At 63.9% G+C, this 15,766-nt stretch carries 10 protein-coding genes and 1 pseudogene; 8 read left to right on the forward strand and 3 right to left on the reverse strand.

Annotated elements, in window-relative coordinates; all coding sequences use genetic code 11:
• Positions 1-44: 44 nt before the first annotated feature.
• Positions 45-1,307 (forward strand): glycolate oxidase subunit GlcF, encoded by a 1,263-nt coding sequence (glcF, locus tag AAFF19_RS02470; RefSeq protein ID WP_342721227.1) that lies wholly within the window; start codon positions 45-47, stop codon positions 1,305-1,307.
• Between the two features lie 13 nt (positions 1,308-1,320).
• Here glcF and AAFF19_RS02475 read toward each other — a convergent pair whose 3' ends face one another.
• The 3 genes and pseudogenes from AAFF19_RS02475 to AAFF19_RS02485 form a co-directional block, all read right to left on the reverse strand.
• The gene (locus AAFF19_RS02475; RefSeq protein WP_342721818.1) at positions 1,321-3,063 is read right to left on the reverse strand and encodes an EAL domain-containing protein; all 1,743 of its coding nucleotides are present in this window, start codon (positions 3,061-3,063) and stop codon (positions 1,321-1,323) included.
• Positions 3,064-3,096: 33 nt separating this feature from the next.
• Positions 3,097-3,144 (reverse strand): annotated as a pseudogene (locus tag AAFF19_RS02480) (hypothetical protein); the annotation flags it as partial.
• A 682-nt stretch (positions 3,145-3,826) separates the two neighbouring features.
• Positions 3,827-4,840 (reverse strand): ABC transporter substrate-binding protein, encoded by a 1,014-nt coding sequence (locus AAFF19_RS02485; RefSeq protein WP_342721228.1) that lies wholly within the window; start codon positions 4,838-4,840, stop codon positions 3,827-3,829.
• Positions 4,841-4,992: 152 nt separating this feature from the next.
• Here AAFF19_RS02485 and AAFF19_RS02490 point away from each other — a divergent pair, with 152 nt between their 5' ends.
• The 7 genes from AAFF19_RS02490 (at position 4,993) to AAFF19_RS02520 (ending at position 15,762) form a co-directional block, all read left to right on the forward strand.
• The gene (locus AAFF19_RS02490; RefSeq protein ID WP_342721229.1) at positions 4,993-5,811 is read left to right on the forward strand and encodes a ProQ/FINO family protein; all 819 of its coding nucleotides are present in this window, start codon (positions 4,993-4,995) and stop codon (positions 5,809-5,811) included.
• A 144-nt stretch (positions 5,812-5,955) separates the two neighbouring features.
• The gene (locus AAFF19_RS02495) at positions 5,956-6,597 is read left to right on the forward strand and encodes a GyrI-like domain-containing protein (RefSeq protein WP_342721230.1); all 642 of its coding nucleotides are present in this window, start codon (positions 5,956-5,958) and stop codon (positions 6,595-6,597) included.
• 48 nt (positions 6,598-6,645) lie between these two features.
• Entirely contained in the window at positions 6,646-7,380 is a 735-nt protein-coding gene (locus AAFF19_RS02500; RefSeq protein ID WP_342721231.1) for a YafY family protein, read from the forward strand.
• Positions 7,381-7,455: 75 nt separating this feature from the next.
• Complete coding sequence (locus AAFF19_RS02505) at positions 7,456-7,695, forward strand: hypothetical protein (RefSeq protein ID WP_342721232.1); 240 nt, start codon at positions 7,456-7,458, stop codon at positions 7,693-7,695.
• A gap of 197 nt (positions 7,696-7,892) precedes the next feature.
• Positions 7,893-10,445: a type VI secretion system tip protein TssI/VgrG gene (gene tssI / locus AAFF19_RS02510; RefSeq protein WP_342721233.1), complete on the forward strand. Its 2,553-nt coding sequence runs from the start codon at positions 7,893-7,895 to the stop codon at positions 10,443-10,445.
• A gap of 10 nt (positions 10,446-10,455) precedes the next feature.
• Entirely contained in the window at positions 10,456-10,926 is a 471-nt protein-coding gene (locus tag AAFF19_RS02515; RefSeq protein WP_342721234.1) for a DcrB-related protein, read from the forward strand.
• Positions 10,927-11,067: 141 nt separating this feature from the next.
• Positions 11,068-15,762, forward strand: a complete 4,695-nt coding sequence (locus AAFF19_RS02520; RefSeq protein WP_342721235.1) for an RHS repeat-associated core domain-containing protein — start codon at positions 11,068-11,070, stop codon at positions 15,760-15,762.
• Positions 15,763-15,766 lie beyond the last annotated feature (4 nt).

Here is a 15,766-nt window from a genome sequence, read left to right on the forward strand (position 1 = left end):
CCTGCTTTGCTCCCCCCATTTGGTACCCGTCCAGGCCGCACCCCATGCAAACCCAACTCTCCCCCGAATACGCCGCCCGCGCCGATGGCCTGGAGGCCGAAGCCATCCTGCGCAAATGCGTGCACTGCGGCTTTTGCACCGCCACCTGCCCCACCTACCAGCTGCTGGGCGACGAGCTGGACGGCCCGCGCGGCCGCATCTACCTCATCAAGCAGGTGCTCGAAGGCGACGAGCCCACCCGCAAGACCCAGATGCACCTGGACCGGTGCCTGACCTGCCGCAACTGCGAAACCACCTGCCCCAGCGGCGTGCAGTACGGCCACCTGGTGGACATCGGCCGCAAGATCGTTGATGAAAAAGTGCCCCGCCCCGTGGGCGAAAAAGCCCTGCGCTGGGCGCTGAAGGAAGGCCTGCCCTCGCCGCTGTTCGCCCCCGCCATGAAGGCCGGGCAAATGGTGCGCGGCCTGCTGCCCGCCTCTTTGAAAGCCAAGGTGCCCGCCGCCCAGGACGCCGGCGCCTGGCCCACACGCGAACATGCGCGCAAGGTGCTCATGCTAGCGGGCTGCGTGCAGCCCGCGATGATGCCCAACATCAACACCGCCACGGCCAGAGTGCTCGACGCGGTGGGCATCCAGACCGTGATCGCGCCCAAGGCCGGGTGCTGCGGCGCCGTCAAGTTCCACCTCAACGACCAGGCAGGCGGCATGGCGGAGATGCGCGCCAACATCGATGCGTGGTGGCCACTGGTGGAGCAGGGCGGGGTGGAGGCCATCGTCATGAACGCCTCGGGCTGCGGCGTCACCGTCAAGGAATACGGCCACATCCTGAAGGACGATGCGGCATACGCGGCCAAGGCCGAGCGCATCAGCGCCCTCACGCGCGACCTGTCGGAGCTGCTGCCCGCCATGCTGCCCGAGCTGGCCCGCACGCTGCGCGGCCGCGTGCCGCCGTCCGACGTGCTGTACGCCTACCACCCGCCCTGCACCCTGCAGCACGGCCAGAAGCTGCGCGGCGGGGTGGAGGCGCATCTGGCGCAACTCGGCTTCAGGCTGCGCGTGGCCCGCAACGAGGCGCACCTGTGCTGCGGTTCCGCCGGCACGTATTCGGTGCTGAACCCCGAGCTGTCGTACCAGCTGCGCGACCGCAAACTGGGCCATTTGAACGAGGCCTTTGGCGAACAGCCCCCGGACACCATCCTGTCGGCCAACATCGGCTGCATCACCCACCTGCAAAGTGGCACGGCCACGCCCGTGCGCCACTGGGTGGAGGTGCTGGACGAGGCGCTGGTTTCCTCCCGCCAGGGCTGACGGGCCAACGCACTCACCGCCTGGCAGCCCAGGCGCGCAGTTCGGCTTCGGGCAGGGGACGGCTGAAGAGGTAGCCCTGGAACAGGTCGCACCCCGAGCGCCTGAGGCGGTCGCGCTGGGCGTCTGTTTCCACCCCTTCGGCGAGAACGCGCAGGTCCAGCTGGTGGGCCATGGCCACGATGGCGTCGATCAGCACGGCCGGGCGCTTGCCCTCGCCACTTTGTTCGGGCGCGTCGATGTCCATGATGAAAGACCGGTCGATCTTGAGCACGTCGATGGGCAGGCGCTTGAGGTATGCCAGGCTGGAGTACCCCGTGCCAAAGTCGTCCAGCGCAAAGCGCATGCCATGGCGTCGCAACCGGGCCATTTTCTCCAGGGTCGCTTCCAGGTCGTCCACCAGCACGCTCTCGGTGAGTTCCAGCTCGAGCGAGGCCGCGCTGATGCCCAGGCGCGAGACCAGGTTCTCGACGCGGCCGGTGAAATCGGGCTCGCGGAACTGGCGAGCGCTCACGTTCACGGCCATCGTGAGGTCTCTGGCCCAGCTGCTGCAGGCCGGGTCGGTTTGCCAGCGGTGCAGGGCGCCGAAAGCTTCCTCCAGCACCCAATGGCCCAGGGGCACGATCAGGCCACTGGCTTCGGCGTCCGGGATGAACTGCGTCGGTGACACCAGACCCCGCTGCGGGTCTTGCCAGCGCACCAGCGCCTCCACGCCGACCAGTTGACCCAGCGCGTTGAGCTGCGGCTGGTAGTGCAGCACCAGAGGCACCGGGGCGGACTGGAGTGCGCGGCGCAGGTCGTTGCGCAACGCGAGGCGCTCGCTGGCGGCTTCTTGCAGTGCGTGCGCAAAAAACTGTACGCGGCTGTCACCTGCATTTTTGGCGCGGTGCATGGCCGTCTCCGCTTCGCGCAGCAGCTCGGGGGCATCACGGCTGTCATTCGGGATCATCACCACCCCCGCTCCGGCCGACAGGTGCAGCGTATGGCCTTGCACTTGCACGGGCTCGGCAATCGCAGCCAGCACTCGTTCGATGCAGCGTGCGGCCTCGGCCGACGCATCCTTCAGATCGCCCGGCAGGTCGCACAGCAGCAGGGCAAAGGTGTCGCCATCCACGCGGGCCAGCGTCTGGCCTTGCAGCTGCAGCGCGCTCATGCGCTGCGCCAGCGTGCGCAGCACGGTGTCACCCGCAGCCATCCCCAGCGAATCGTTCACTGATTGAAAAGCATCGATGTTGATGGCCGCCAAAGCTGCGTGGCGCGATTGCGCACCCGCGGTGGCAAGTGCCTGCTCCACTTGCTCCAGCAGAAAGCGGCGGTTGCTCAGCCCGGTCAGTGCATCGAAATGGGCCAGCCGCCGGATTTCCGCCTCGGCCGCCAGCCGGGTGCGGATGTCGCGCACAGCCACCGCGCGCACCTGCCGTGTGCCCAGCTGCTGCATGCGGACACTGCATTCGCAGGGGATGATCTGCCCGTTGGAGTCGATGAGGCCCACCTCCCAGATGCCCTCGGCGCCATGCGCCATGCGTTGCTGGATGACTTCAACATACGAGGGCGCCACCCACGACAGAACGGCCGTGCCAATCAGGCCGCCAGGGGCCACGCCCATCAGCCGCTCGGCGGCAGAGTTGGCATCGGTGACCCGCCCGCTCTCGTGCAGGATGATCGCCTCGAAGGAAGCGTCAGACAGCTGGCGAAAGCGGGCCTCGCTCTCGGCCAGTGCCGTGTTGCGCGCCTGGATTTCGGCCGCCATGCGTTCCATGGCGTGCCCCAGCTCACCGAATTCACCCTGGCCGCGCCACTGGGGTAGATCGGTATAGTCGCCAGCGCCGATGCGCTGCATGCCGACGCGCAATGCCGCCACCGGCCGCAAGATGCCCTGCCCTGCCGTGCCAGTTCCAGAAGACCCAGTGCGGCCAGCAAAACGGCCGCTGCGAGCGCCAGGCCTTGCCGGTGGATCTGACCCCAGGTCTGGGCGGCCACCGGGCGCAGGTCGTAGTCAATCCACAGCAGTCCCTGTCGCGTGGCACGCATTTCACCGGGCTGCAATGCCAGGGTGACGGGCGCCAGTGCGGTCAGCCGCAACTGGGCGCGATCCAGGCTCAAGAACTCCCGCTGGGCCTCGCGCACCTGGCGGGCCGATTCTTCGGTGAAACCCGGCACCAGGCCGGCGGCTGGCTGGCCTTTCCAGGCAAATCGGGTGGCTGCCACCACCTTGCCATCGGGGCCCAGGAGCGCCGCGTACGCGATCACCGGGTTCAGCCCCAGATGTGACACCACGCCCTCGGTGCCGCTGCCATCGCCGCGGCGCAGTACGGTTTCCAGCGCCCTTTGGGTTTCCAGCAGTTCTGCATGCGCCGTGCTGTTGGCAAAGTGCTCCAGCTCGCGGGTGTAGCGGTGCCGCTGTGCCACCACGAACATTGCAAACACGACCGCGCTGGCCAGAACCAGTGACAGCGGCAGCCACAACCGCAACCTGAAAACGCGCACAGGGCGCACAGGGCGCAAGGTGCTCTGGGGCGCGCTCATCGGGTGTTGCCGCGCACAAAGCGGTCGTCAATGAGCGACGCCGCATCCACAGCGCGGTGCAGCAGGCCCTGTTCACGCATGTTGGCAGCCAGGCGCTGCGCTGACTTGGCCAGCCGGGCCTCGGGCCCGCTCAGCAAGGTGCGGTTGGCGGCTGCGTCGGGCAGCTCGATGCCACCCAGTGCCGCATCCATCTCGGCAGGCGTCAGGCCCAGGCGCGGTGTCATGCGCTGCAGCGCGTCTTCCCGGGCAGTGGCCAGGTGCCCCAGTGCACGCTGGTGGGCTTGCAGCAGCTGTGCAATGTGTTGCGAACAGCAGTCCAGAGCCTCCTTGCGCGCCACCAGCACGTCCACGATTTCTCCGGGTATCTCTCGGCTGTCGAACAGGACCTTGGCACCGCTTCCGCGCAGCACCTGCAGCACCGGGTCAAACGTCACCAGCGCATCCACCCGCCCATCGCGCCAGGCCGAGAGGTGTTCATCCATCGGCAGGGGCACGACGGTGATGTCCGCGGATGCGAGCCCCGCCTTGCGCAGGGCCGCCTGCAGCATGTAGGCTCCAACGGCGGTCTGCTCCACACCCACCTTGCTGCCGCGCAGGTCGCTCAGGTCGGCCAGGCCAGGGCGCACCACCAGTGCGTCGGCACCGCTGGATACATCCATCACCCACACCACTTTCAGCGCAATTCCCTCCTGGGCCAGCGTCAGGGCTTCGTCCAGTGTCAAACCGGCCATGCCCAACTGCCCCGTGCGCAGCGCATCCATGCTCTGGGTGGTGGACCCCAGCTCCACCAGCCGCACCGGCAGACCGTCGTGCAGGCCCAGGTCGCGCGCCAGGTACAGCGGCTCGTAACCCGTCCAGGTGTTGGTGCCCACGGCAAGAGGCGGGTCGTAGCGCGGGCCGCAGGCCGTCAACCATGCCGCACTACCTGCCAGGGCCAGGATGGCGCAGAACCTGCGCCACCCGATGCAGCGCGCCAGGGGGTCTGCGGGGAGGTGCACAGAGGGGGGCATGGCCAGAATGGTAAGCGAGTGTGACGAAGTGTGTGCACCCCGCATGCGATCAGCCGGGAGGGGGGCTTGCCCGGGCCTGAACGGAAATCTGGGATGATCCGGGATTGTCCTTCCCGCCCTGCAGCAGCGCCTGCCGCTTGATTGCCTAGACCATGTCCGTCGATTCTTCGCCTGCCTCCCCCGCTTCTGATCCCGCTCCCGCATCTTCGGATGCTATTGCTGCTGCCGGTGCTCCCCGTGATCCCCGTGCACGCCGAGGCGGTCGGCGCAAGCCGGCGCACGAGGCGGGCAACGGCGCCAAGGCGGGCCCTGCGGCCGGTGCCGCCCCGTCGCAGTCCAAGGCGCCGCACCCTGTTCTGGAGCAACTTGCCGGCTTTTACCCGCACCTGTTCGGCGCGGTGTTCCGCCCGCTCAAGCGGGGCATCTTTCAAGACCTGCTGGCCGCCCACCCGGACGTCTTCGAGCGTGATGCGCTGAAGGTGGCGCTGGGCCTGCACACCCGCTCCACCCGCTACCTGCAAAGCGTGGCCGCGGGTGACAAGCGCCACGACCTGCAAGGCGAGCCAGTGGAAGACATGGCGCCCGAACACGTGCACCACGCGCTGCTGGAGGTCTATCGCCGCCGCAAAGCCCGCAGCACGGAAGACCTGCTGCCCAAGCTGCGCAACCGCATGATCGCGGCGTTTGAAGCCTCGGGCCTCACGCGCGAGGCGTACACCGAGCTTGTGCACGGCCGCGACGACGCCGCCAACGCCCTCCTGGAGGAGGCCTTTGCCGAATGGTCTGCCCGCAACGCCAAGGACGAAGCCCTGCTGCGCGCCTTTGAAGCCAGCGGCCAGACGCTGGAAGCCTTTGCCGACATGTACGGCATGGTGGCCCGCACCGTGGGCCAGCAGCTCGAGCGCGCACGCCGGCGCCAGGCTGCGCAAGCGCAGGCAGCGGCTGCTGCAACCACCGAACCCGCCCAGTAGCCCAGCACCCGCTGCCCTGCGGGACGTGTGGGCCACAGGCGACACCGCGCAAGCCGTGCCGTGCTGCTGACACCAGGTTGTCAGCAGCACGGCGCGAGCATCCCTCTCCCGTTCCCCCAAACAGAGAGAGAAAGCGAAACGCCCATGCAAACGTCTACCGCCACTGCCTTCCCCCCGGCCCAACTTGCTGCCGACCCCGCTTCCGGCCCCCACACTGTTCACATCGACGCTTTCCAGGTCACCGGCCTGTCTGTGCGCACCCGCAACAGCGACGAGAACGACCCCGCCACCGCCCGCATCGGCTCTCTGTGGGACCGGTTTTTCAGCCAGAGTTGGGAGCGCCACCTGCCCGCCGCCGGCCATGACGGGCGCCTCTTCGGCGTCTACAGCGCGTACGAGTCCGACGCCCACGGCGCTTTCGACGTCACCGTGGGCGTGGCCACCGACCCTGGCGCGAACTCAGGCGCGGGGGGCGATGCGGGCGGCGAAAAGATCCGCATAACGCCCGTGTTGGCCGGCACCTACCTGGTGTTCACCGGCGCGGGCCCCATGCCGCAGATGGTGATCGACACCTGGGGCGCCATCTGGGCCTACTTTGCGCGCAATCCCCAGGTGCAGCGGCGGTTTGGCACTGATTTCGAGGCCTACAGCGGCCCCGACCAGGTGGCCATTCACATCGGCATCGTGGGCGATGCGAGCTGTTGCATGCAGCAAAGCGCAGCCACCACGGAGCCCCCCTGTGCACAGCAGGCAACTCATGCAAAAATGATAGCTGCCAGCGCTTGATGGACAAGCGCTGGGGCCAAAAAACACCAAAAGTCTCACCTCCCCACCATGCGCCGCGCTGACCGCCTGTTCCAGATCGTGCAGCTCATCCGCGGGCGGCGCCTGTCCACAGCCGCCTTCCTGGCCGAGCGGCTGGAGGTGTCGGCTCGCACCATCTACCGCGACGTGGCCGACCTGCAGCACCAGGGCGTGCCCATCGAAGGCGAGGCCGGCGTGGGCTACCGCCTGGGCGCCGGCTTCGACCTGCCGCCCCTCATGTTCAGCCAGGGCGAGGCCAACGCGCTGGTCGCCGCCGCCCGCCTGGCCCAGGCCTGGCTGGACACCGGCCTGGCGCGCGAGGTGGAAGGCGCCCTGGGCAAGATACTGTCCGTGCTGCCCCCCGCCGCCCGCGTGGCCGCCGAGGCGCAGGCGCTCTACGCCCCCGCCGTGGGCCTGGGCCCCCGCGCGCTCACCACCCTGCAGGCCCTGCGCGAGGCCGTGCACACGCGCAACATGGTGCACATTGATTACGCTGACGTGCAGGGCCGCCCCACCCAGCGCCGCCTGCGGCCTCTGGGCTGCTTTTACTGGGGCAAGGTCTGGACCCTGTCGGCCTGGTGCGAACTGCGGGGCGACTTCCGGGGCTTTCGCATCGACCGCATCGTGGACCTGGTGGTGCTGGAAGAACACTTCCAGTCCGAGCCCGGCAAGACCCTGGCCGACCTGCTGCGCAAGGTGGAGGCGGAGATGGCGGACTGCGGGCCGGAAGGGGAGGCGGCGCGTACACCGCCAGCGGCCCCCTGATGGCGGCCGTTCCATGAATCCCACCAATTTCCAGTTTCCTCTTTCCCGTGATGTGCTGGGGCAAGGACGCTGCCAGTGACACGTTCTCTGATTGCCGTCGGTTTGGTTGCGGCCGGCGCCTTGCTTGGCGCTGCGACCACCGCAGAACTCAACGAGGCTCGGCCCTTGCTCGGCCCAATGGCCGTGGATGTTTCGCGTTTTTTGAACCGGGCTGCGCTGGCATTGGCCGTGACGCTGGTTTGTGGCCTTGGGAGGTTACCTGAGCGTCATGTCCTGGGCGTGATCGCTATTACGCACTCACCGGTTATTGGCTGAGCGCACGCTCATAACCCATAAATCGCTCGATATTCACACGTTGTTGCAAAGCGTCTCCAATCAGCGGTATTGGTAACCGATGTTACTTTTTGCGGTAATTTTGCTGAATTAATCGCGCTGACTGTCAACAGAAAATACCCGGGCCGCCGCTATCATGCGCTCCACTTTGCACCAACCGGCCGGACAGTCAGCAGCACATGAAACGTCGCGTCACCATTCAAACCCCCCTGGGCGACCAGCTCAAATTCAGGCAACTCCAGGGCAGCGAAGAGATCAGCCAGCTGTTCACGCTCGATGTGGACCTGCTCAGCGAAAGCAAAAGCATCGATCCCAAGGCGCTGTTGGGCAAAAGCGCCACCATCGTGGTGGAAACCGAGGGCGGCGGCACGCGCTACATCGACGGCATCGTCACCCGCTTTGGCATGCAGGGGCAGGACCACCGCATGTATTCGTACCGGGCGCGCCTGAGCCCATGGCTGTGGCTTGCCACGCGCAAAACCGATTTCAAGGTATTCCAGAACAAAACCGTTCCAGAAATCATTGAAGAGGTTTTGGGTAAATACGGTTATCCGCTGGATAAAAAACTCAACCGCAGCTATCGCACCTGGGATTATTGCGTTCAATACAACGAAAGCGACTGCCAGTTTGTGTCGCGCCTCATGGAGCATGAGGGTATTTATTATTACCACCAGCACTCAGCCGGCCAGCACGTGCTGACGCTGGCGGACGATATTGTCGCGTCTCACAGCCCTCTGCCCGGCGCGGCATCCATCCCCTTCTACCCGCCTGAAAAGGCCGCCATTGCCGACCGCGAATGTGTCTACGCATGGGAATTGGCAGAAGAAATCAAGTCGGCCAGACACTTTAATGACGACTATGACTTCAAGAAGCCCAAGGCCGATTTGTCGAATATGCGCAAAGACCCACCCGGCCACGCGCACGACAGCTACGAAGTCTACGAATGGCCGGGCGGCTACACCGAATATGCCGACGGTGAAACCTATGTAAAGGTGCGGCTGCAAGAAAACCTCACCCGCCAGAGCGCGGTGCAGGGCAAGTCAAGCTGCCGCGCGCTGGCGCCCGGCTACACCTTCAACCTGGAGAACTACCCCCGCGGCGACCAGAACCAGCAGTACCTCATCACGGCGGTGCAGTACCACTTCCAGGAGAACCCCGAGGTCAGCAGCGTGGCCAAGCCCACGCCCAAAACCACCAAGGAAGAGGTGGGCTCCATCCAGCGCTTTGTGCTCAAGGCCCAGCCCACCAGCCTGCCCTTCACCCCGCCCCGAGTCACGCCCAAACCCCGCAGCCTGGGGCCACAGACGGCTGTGGTGGTGGGCCCGCCCGGCGAAGAAATCTGGACCGACAAATACGGCCGGGTGAAGGTCCAGTTCCACTGGGACCGCATCGGCGCCATGGACGAAAACTCCAGCTGCTGGATCCGCGTGTCCCACCCCTGGGCTGGGGCGCGCTACGGCGGCATCTTCACGCCCCGCATCGGGCAGGAAGTCATCGTGGACTTTCTGAACGGCGACCCCGACTACCCCATCATCACCGGCCGCGTCTACAACGCCGACCAGATGCCGCCATGGGAACTGCCCAAGCACAAGACGCAGTCCGGCTTTCAGACCAACTGGAGCAAGGGCGGCGGCGGCAAACACATGCTGCGGTTTGAGGACCAAAAGGGCATCGAGCACATTGAGCTCTCTACTGACCATGGCAATACGCACTTGCACATGGGCTACCTCATGAACCAGAGCAGCGAGGCCAAGCGCAGCTATGGCTTTGAGCTGCGCACGAATGAGTGGGGAGCGATTCGGGCAGACAAGGGGTTGTTGATCACGACCTATACGCAAGACTTCAAGCAGAAGGTGGCGCATGACAACCCGGATGGGTTTGACGGCCTGGGCGAAGGCCTCGCCAACACGGCCGCGTTGATGGAAGAAGCAGGCGAGGCCGTGGCCGCCATGAACAGTGCCATCGAAGCCATCAACGGCCTCAAGACCTCGCACATGATGGAGCTGAGCTCCGGTATTGCTGCAATGACAGGCGGCAAGGCAGCCATGGCCACGTTGTCGAAAGCGGCAGCCGCCATTGCTGCGCTTGCAGGCGGCGGCGGGGCCGGAGGTGGCGCAGGCGCCGAGACGCTGATGCCCACCAACACCGACCCAGCCATGCCGCAGTCGCAGGCACTGCGCGAGCTCTCCAAGGACATCAGCAAGCCCGTGGTTTCCATCGTGAGCCCTGAGGGTCACTCGATGATCAGCCCGAAGCCAATCGTGATCAGCTCCGGGCAAAGTGCATCCATGCATGCCAAGGAGCACATCACCTTGTCCACGGGGGCACAACTCACGCAGCTTGCGAAAGGCGGCATGCTCACCCACGTGTCGGAAGGCGGGCAGCGCAATACGGTGGCTAAAGGTGACGTTGCCTCTGAGGCACAGACGGGCAACATGAACCTCACGGCGCAGCAAAACATCACGCTCGCCTCCAAGCAAGACACAGCCACTGTCGTTGGTGACCAGAACGTCAACATCCAGGCCACCAAGGACTCGGTCCTCGTCAAGGCAGCCAAGCACATCCGCCTGCAGGCGGGCGAGAGCATCACGCTGACGATTGGCGAGGGCGAAGGCGTTGCGTCACTCAAGCTCACCGACAAGGGTGAGGTGGTGATCAAGGGCAAGAACGGCTTGATCAAGCTCAGTGAGTTGCTGGACGTGCATGGCGCGCCCATCCAGCTCAACTGCTAGGCGATGCCTTTTGCTGAACGCTGCTGACCAACTAATTTTTAAGCAATTTATGCAGTTTCATATCAACGAAGGCTCATTTACCTTGCCGGGTGGCATCCAGGACAACAGCATGAACATGCTGCTGACAGGGAGCAGCGGACTCAATTTGAGTCTGATCATGACCCGCGATCGCCTGGAGGCCGGTGAAACGTTTGATCAATTCGTAGAGCGGCAGATCAAAGCTGTGACTTTGCAGGTGAGCGACTACCGAATCGGTGAGCGCCATGTGCAGAAGTCTCAAGACAGCGCTGAAACGACGGCTGTTGAACTGGCTCAGCAGTTCAAGCAAAACGGGCAAACCATCTATCAGCGGCAACGCACATGGCTCCTGCCAGATCGTGTACGAGTCCTTGTGATGACAGGAGCCTCGACCGTCCCCATCACAGAGACGCAGAAGAAGCAGTGGGCGTCAATTTGTGCCAGCTTTCAGCCGCGCACCTAGTGCTGACCACGCGGCTTTCGTGCTGTCCTCGGCCCTTCCAGGTGCAGCGGAGTTCTGCTGGTTTGTAGCAGGCCCGCCCTTTAGAAACCCCTTCCAGCCAGACTTCTTGTCGAGCTGCGTTTGTTCAGTGGCGCTTTTCCCATGAGTCAGTACCCACCCGCTGCCCGCTTGGGCGATCCGATTGCGCATAGCAATGCCAATGCGCGTCTTTTGGCCAAAGTCGTGGGTATCGCTGCTGGCGCGGCTGTATTGGGCGCACTGTGCGCTGGCACGATTGCAGCGGGCGTTACAGCGGGTTTGGCGGCAGTGGGCACCGTCGCCACTGGTGGGCTTGCCGCACCGATTCTTGCGGGTGCAGTAGTACTGACAGGCGCGTTGGCATCTGCTGCCGTTGCATACGCGGGGGGCTCCATTGGCGAAGAAATTGCGGATTGGTTGGTACCCGAAACCTGGGAGGTTACCGGGGAGATTGCCACAGGCTCTGCTGATGTCTTTGTCAACAGCATACCGGCGGCCAGAGCAACCAACGCTGTACCTCTCGATGAGGTGGTCTGCGGCAAACACACGGTCACTCCCGTCAACTTGATTGCTCAGGGCGCGGCTGTAGGGCCTAAAAAAACCGTCATCAACGCGGCACTGGCCGCTCGCAAGGGTGACAAGGTGGTGTGCGGAGCAACCATTCATGAGGGCTCTCCCAACGTTTTTATCGGAGGAGAACCGGAGACCGTCCGCGAGTTCGATAGCGAGGTGAATCCGCTCCTGCAGGCAGCATTGTTTGTGGTGCAACTGCGTAACCTGCGCCAGAACGCCAAATGTCTTTGGAACTTGGTGAAAGACCCGAAGGCTCTGATCAAGAGCGCCGACTGTCTGATAAAGGCTGGACAGGCCGCAGTCGGCGCAGCCATGGCGATACCAGCAATCCTGAGCAACCCCGTTCATGTCGCTACGGGCGCCAAGTTGTTGGCGGGTGAAGAGGACCTCGACTTCGTTTTGCCAGGTGCGCTTCCTGTGGTGTGGCAGCGTGTTTACAACAGCCTTGATCTGCGCCCTGGGGGCATGCTTGGCGAGGGATGGAGTACCCCGTACTCCATGGAACTGCACCTTGGCCATGGAGCCCAGGGGCAGGAGCAGGTGGTTTTTTTTGACGCAGATGGTCGGGATATCACCTTCGATGCGCCCGTGCCTGGAGAGGGTACGTTCAGTGTGGCCGAGGGCATTGGAGTGCAACGCACGCCCGGCGGCGAATATGTTGTGGTTACCGCTGATGGGCGATACCAATGGTTTGCACAAGTCCACCCCGGGCGTCCACGGGTTCTCAGTCTGCTGCGGGTGGAAGATCACAACGGAAACTACCACTCCCTGCGCTACGACGACATGGGGCGTTTTACGCACATGGCCGATAGTGCGGGGCGCCTGTTAGAGCTGCAGTATGCGGACGGTACGAATCGACTGCGGCAAGTGGTTCTTCGCGGCGGCGCAGAAGGAGAAACGCCGCACGTGCTGGTGCGTTATGAGCATGACAGCTCCGGTGGTTTGGCGCAGGTGCAAGACCGCTCAGGGCAAATCAGCCGCAGGTTCGCCTATGCCGGCGGCAGGTTGGTGAGCCACCAGCTACCCACGGGCCTGACGTGCTACTACGAGTGGGCTGAGTTCGGGCATCCGATGGGCACCCGTCACGGACCGCATGCTCGCGTCGTGCGGCACTGGACCGACGATGGCGAAGAATACGTGTTCACCTACCAGTTCCATGCAGGCGGTGGTGGAACAACGACCGCAAAGGATTCTTTATCGCGGACTCTTCAGTGGGAATGGAACAGCGACTATGAACTTACGCGCCACGCGGACGCTTTGGGTTCAGTGACGGTTCAGACCTGGAGTGAGACCAAGCATCTGCTGAGCCATGTGGACCCTTTGGGTCGCACTACCACTTACAGCTATGACGACGCGGGCAATCTAGTTGCGGAGACCGACCCCTTGGGACGTGTCCAAAGATGGCGCTGGAGCCCAGCACCCGCAAGCCTGCTGATCTCGACATCGGACGCTGCCGGGGCTGCTTGGACTTACCGATATGACGATGCTGGCAACCTAACGGCTGAGATTGATCCTCAGGGGAGCATCACCCAATACGCGAACAATCCCCAGGGCGTGCCTGTGGTGATAACCGACGCAAATGGAGGACGCAAGCAGCTTCGTTGGGACAGCCGGTCGCTGCTGACCGAGTACACCGATTGCAGCGGCAAGACGACCCGCTTTGAGTATGACAAGTACGGCTTTCTCGAGTGCGAGATTGACGCCATGGGGCATCGCACCGCGCTGCAGCATGACCCAAAAGGCCGGCTATTGAGGCTGACACTGCCCGATGGAGCCGAGTACCGATACAGTTACGACGCTGCGGGCCAATGCGTCCTGGCCGTTGACGCGCTGGGTCACAGTACCAGCTACAGCTATAACCAGCGCGGCCATCTCACCGGCCGCAGCAAAACCGTAGGCAGCCTGAGCAGCAACATTCAGCTGGGCTACGACACAGCAAGGCGCCTGTCTGCCCTGATCAACGAAAACCGCCAGGCCTACCAGTTCACCTACGACGCAGCCGACCGCCTGGTTACAGAGACCCGCATCGATGGCACACGCCAGGTGCTGTACTACGACGCTGCGGGCCAGGTCACCGGCGTCACCGAGCACCCCATGCCCATGGGGCAGGGCGACGCGGTGCCTGGCCTCAGCGAGGTGCAGCCCATACACACCCAACTGGTGCGCGATGCGGCCGGCCAGCTCATAGAGAAAAACATCTTCACCCCCGGCGTCGCGACCGGAACGCCCCATGCCGCCCCGCCCGTGCTGCAAGCGCGCTTGGCATACAGCTACGGCCCCACCGGCCACATCTTGCAAGCCCAGCAATTCAGCGCACAGGGTGAGCTGCAATCCCGCCAGACATGGCAGTACGACGCATTGGGCCAGGTGCTGAAGGAAGAGGCCGAGCACGCGGTGCAAGGCCGCCTGCACAGCAGCACGTTGCAGTACCAATACGACGCCTTGGGCAACCGTACCGCAACCCAATTGCCCGACGGCCGCACCCTCAACCACCTGTACTACGGCAGCGGCCACCTCCACCAGATCAACCTGGACGGCGCCGTGCTGGCCGACATCGAACGCGACGACCTGCACCGCGAAGTCCTGCGCACGCAAGGCCGCTTGGCCAGCCGCTTTGCCTACGACCCCGTCGGCCGCAAAGCGGCCACCTGGGTGCGCCCTGCCATGCTGCGCGTGGGCCACGGTATCGGCAACGACCAAAACTCCAGCGCCGCTTGGAGCCCCCAAAGCGCAGACTGGACCCAACGTCTGCAGCACCGCAACCCCGAAGACACCCTGCTCAAACGCTACGGTTACGACAAGAACGGCGAACTCACCAGCGTAGAGCACAGCCAGCAAGGCCAAACCCGCCACCAATACGACCAGGCCGGCCGTATCACCCACACGCTGGCGACCCAGCCCGAGCGCAGCGAACACTTCCACTACGACCTGGCAGGCAACCGCATCAGCGCTCTGGAAGAAAGCAACCTCAGCACCCAGGGCCGAGGCTGGGTGCAATACAACCGCGTCAAAGTGCTGCAGGACAAGCGCTACGACTACGACGGCTTTGGCCGCCTGATCAGAAAACGCATAGGCAGCCACACCGAACAGCACTACCGCTACAACCACCATCACCAACTGACCCAGGTGGCGGTAGTGCGCGCAGGCAAAGACGGCCAACCCAAAAGCCAGGTCTTCAGCTACCAATACGACGCCTTGGGCAGGCGCATCGCCAAGACAGACAGCTTCGGCACCACCGTGTTCACTTGGGAAGGCATGCGGCTGCTGCAGGAAAGCAGGGGCCAGCACACCAGCACCTACATCTACGAGCCGGACAGCTACGTGCCCCTGGCGCGCATTGATGGAAGCGGCAGCGTAGAACCCCACCCAGCCGCAGCACATGCGCTGAGCGCAGGCGGAGACGCCAGCGAAGGCAAACAGGCCAGCATCCCCACGACCAACCCAGGCTGGAGTGACCGGTTCAATGCAGGGGCTGCAGCCAACGACGGCTCAACCAACACCCCGGCAACGGCGCAGGCCAAGACAGCAGCCACAGCCACGCAGACAGCGCAGGTCTATTACTTCCACACCCAGCCCAACGGCCTGCCGGAAGAGCTCAGCGACAACAACGGCCACCTGGTGTGGACAGCGCAATACAGCACGTGGGGCAGCACGGTGCGGGAGGAATGGCAGAGCTACGACGAGGCGGGAAGACCTGTTCAGCGGCTGGAGCAGCAATCACCGAGCCAGACCGTGCAGATTCAGCAGAACCTGCGGATGCAGGGGCAGTACCTGGACAGAGAGACGGGGCTGCACTACAACACGTTCCGGTACTACGACGCGGACTTGGGGGCGTTTACGACGCCGGATCCGATTGGGCTGTTGGGTGGATTGAATCTTCACCAATATGCGCCCAACCCGATCTCTTGGATTGATCCTTGGGGGTGGAATGCGAAGCCAGAAACGGCTGCCGATTTCGAGTCCAGAATTTCACGTATGCCTGCATCTGAAAGAGTGGGAGCCGTTCGTGGAAAAATAGAAAAAGTGGCGCGCAGAAATGGTTGGGAATATGATCAAAAAATGAGTCAAACTAATGGAAGGGATGTGTACCGTACAAAAGATGGCTCTTACAGAGCGGCGGATACACAGCATGGACGAATCGAACACACCGATAGTCGTGGGAGGCACATGGGGGAATATGATATTGATGGTAAAAATACAAAGCCAGCGGATGGTTCTGGCCGTCATAATTTAAAATGCAGATGAAATT

Origin of the sequence: Acidovorax sp. FHTAMBA (assembly GCF_038958875.1) — a bacterium.
In the GTDB taxonomy this organism is placed as follows: domain Bacteria; phylum Pseudomonadota; class Gammaproteobacteria; order Burkholderiales; family Burkholderiaceae_C; genus Acidovorax.

Excerpts from the sequence above, each read along its gene's own strand:
- glcF (WP_342721227.1), top strand. The coding sequence starts at position 45 with ATGCAAACCCAACTCTCCCCCGAATACGCCGCCCGCGCCGATGGCCTG.
- tssI (WP_342721233.1), top strand. The coding sequence starts at position 7,893 with ATGAAACGTCGCGTCACCATTCAAACCCCCCTGGGCGACCAGCTCAAA.
- AAFF19_RS02485 (WP_342721228.1), bottom strand. The coding sequence starts at position 4,840 with ATGCCCCCCTCTGTGCACCTCCCCGCAGACCCCCTGGCGCGCTGCATC.
- AAFF19_RS02520 (WP_342721235.1), top strand. The coding sequence starts at position 11,068 with ATGAGTCAGTACCCACCCGCTGCCCGCTTGGGCGATCCGATTGCGCAT.
- AAFF19_RS02490 (WP_342721229.1), top strand. The coding sequence starts at position 4,993 with ATGTCCGTCGATTCTTCGCCTGCCTCCCCCGCTTCTGATCCCGCTCCC.
- AAFF19_RS02495 (WP_342721230.1), top strand. The coding sequence starts at position 5,956 with ATGCAAACGTCTACCGCCACTGCCTTCCCCCCGGCCCAACTTGCTGCC.
- AAFF19_RS02500 (WP_342721231.1), top strand. The coding sequence starts at position 6,646 with ATGCGCCGCGCTGACCGCCTGTTCCAGATCGTGCAGCTCATCCGCGGG.
- AAFF19_RS02475 (WP_342721818.1), bottom strand. The coding sequence starts at position 3,063 with ATGGAACGCATGGCGGCCGAAATCCAGGCGCGCAACACGGCACTGGCC.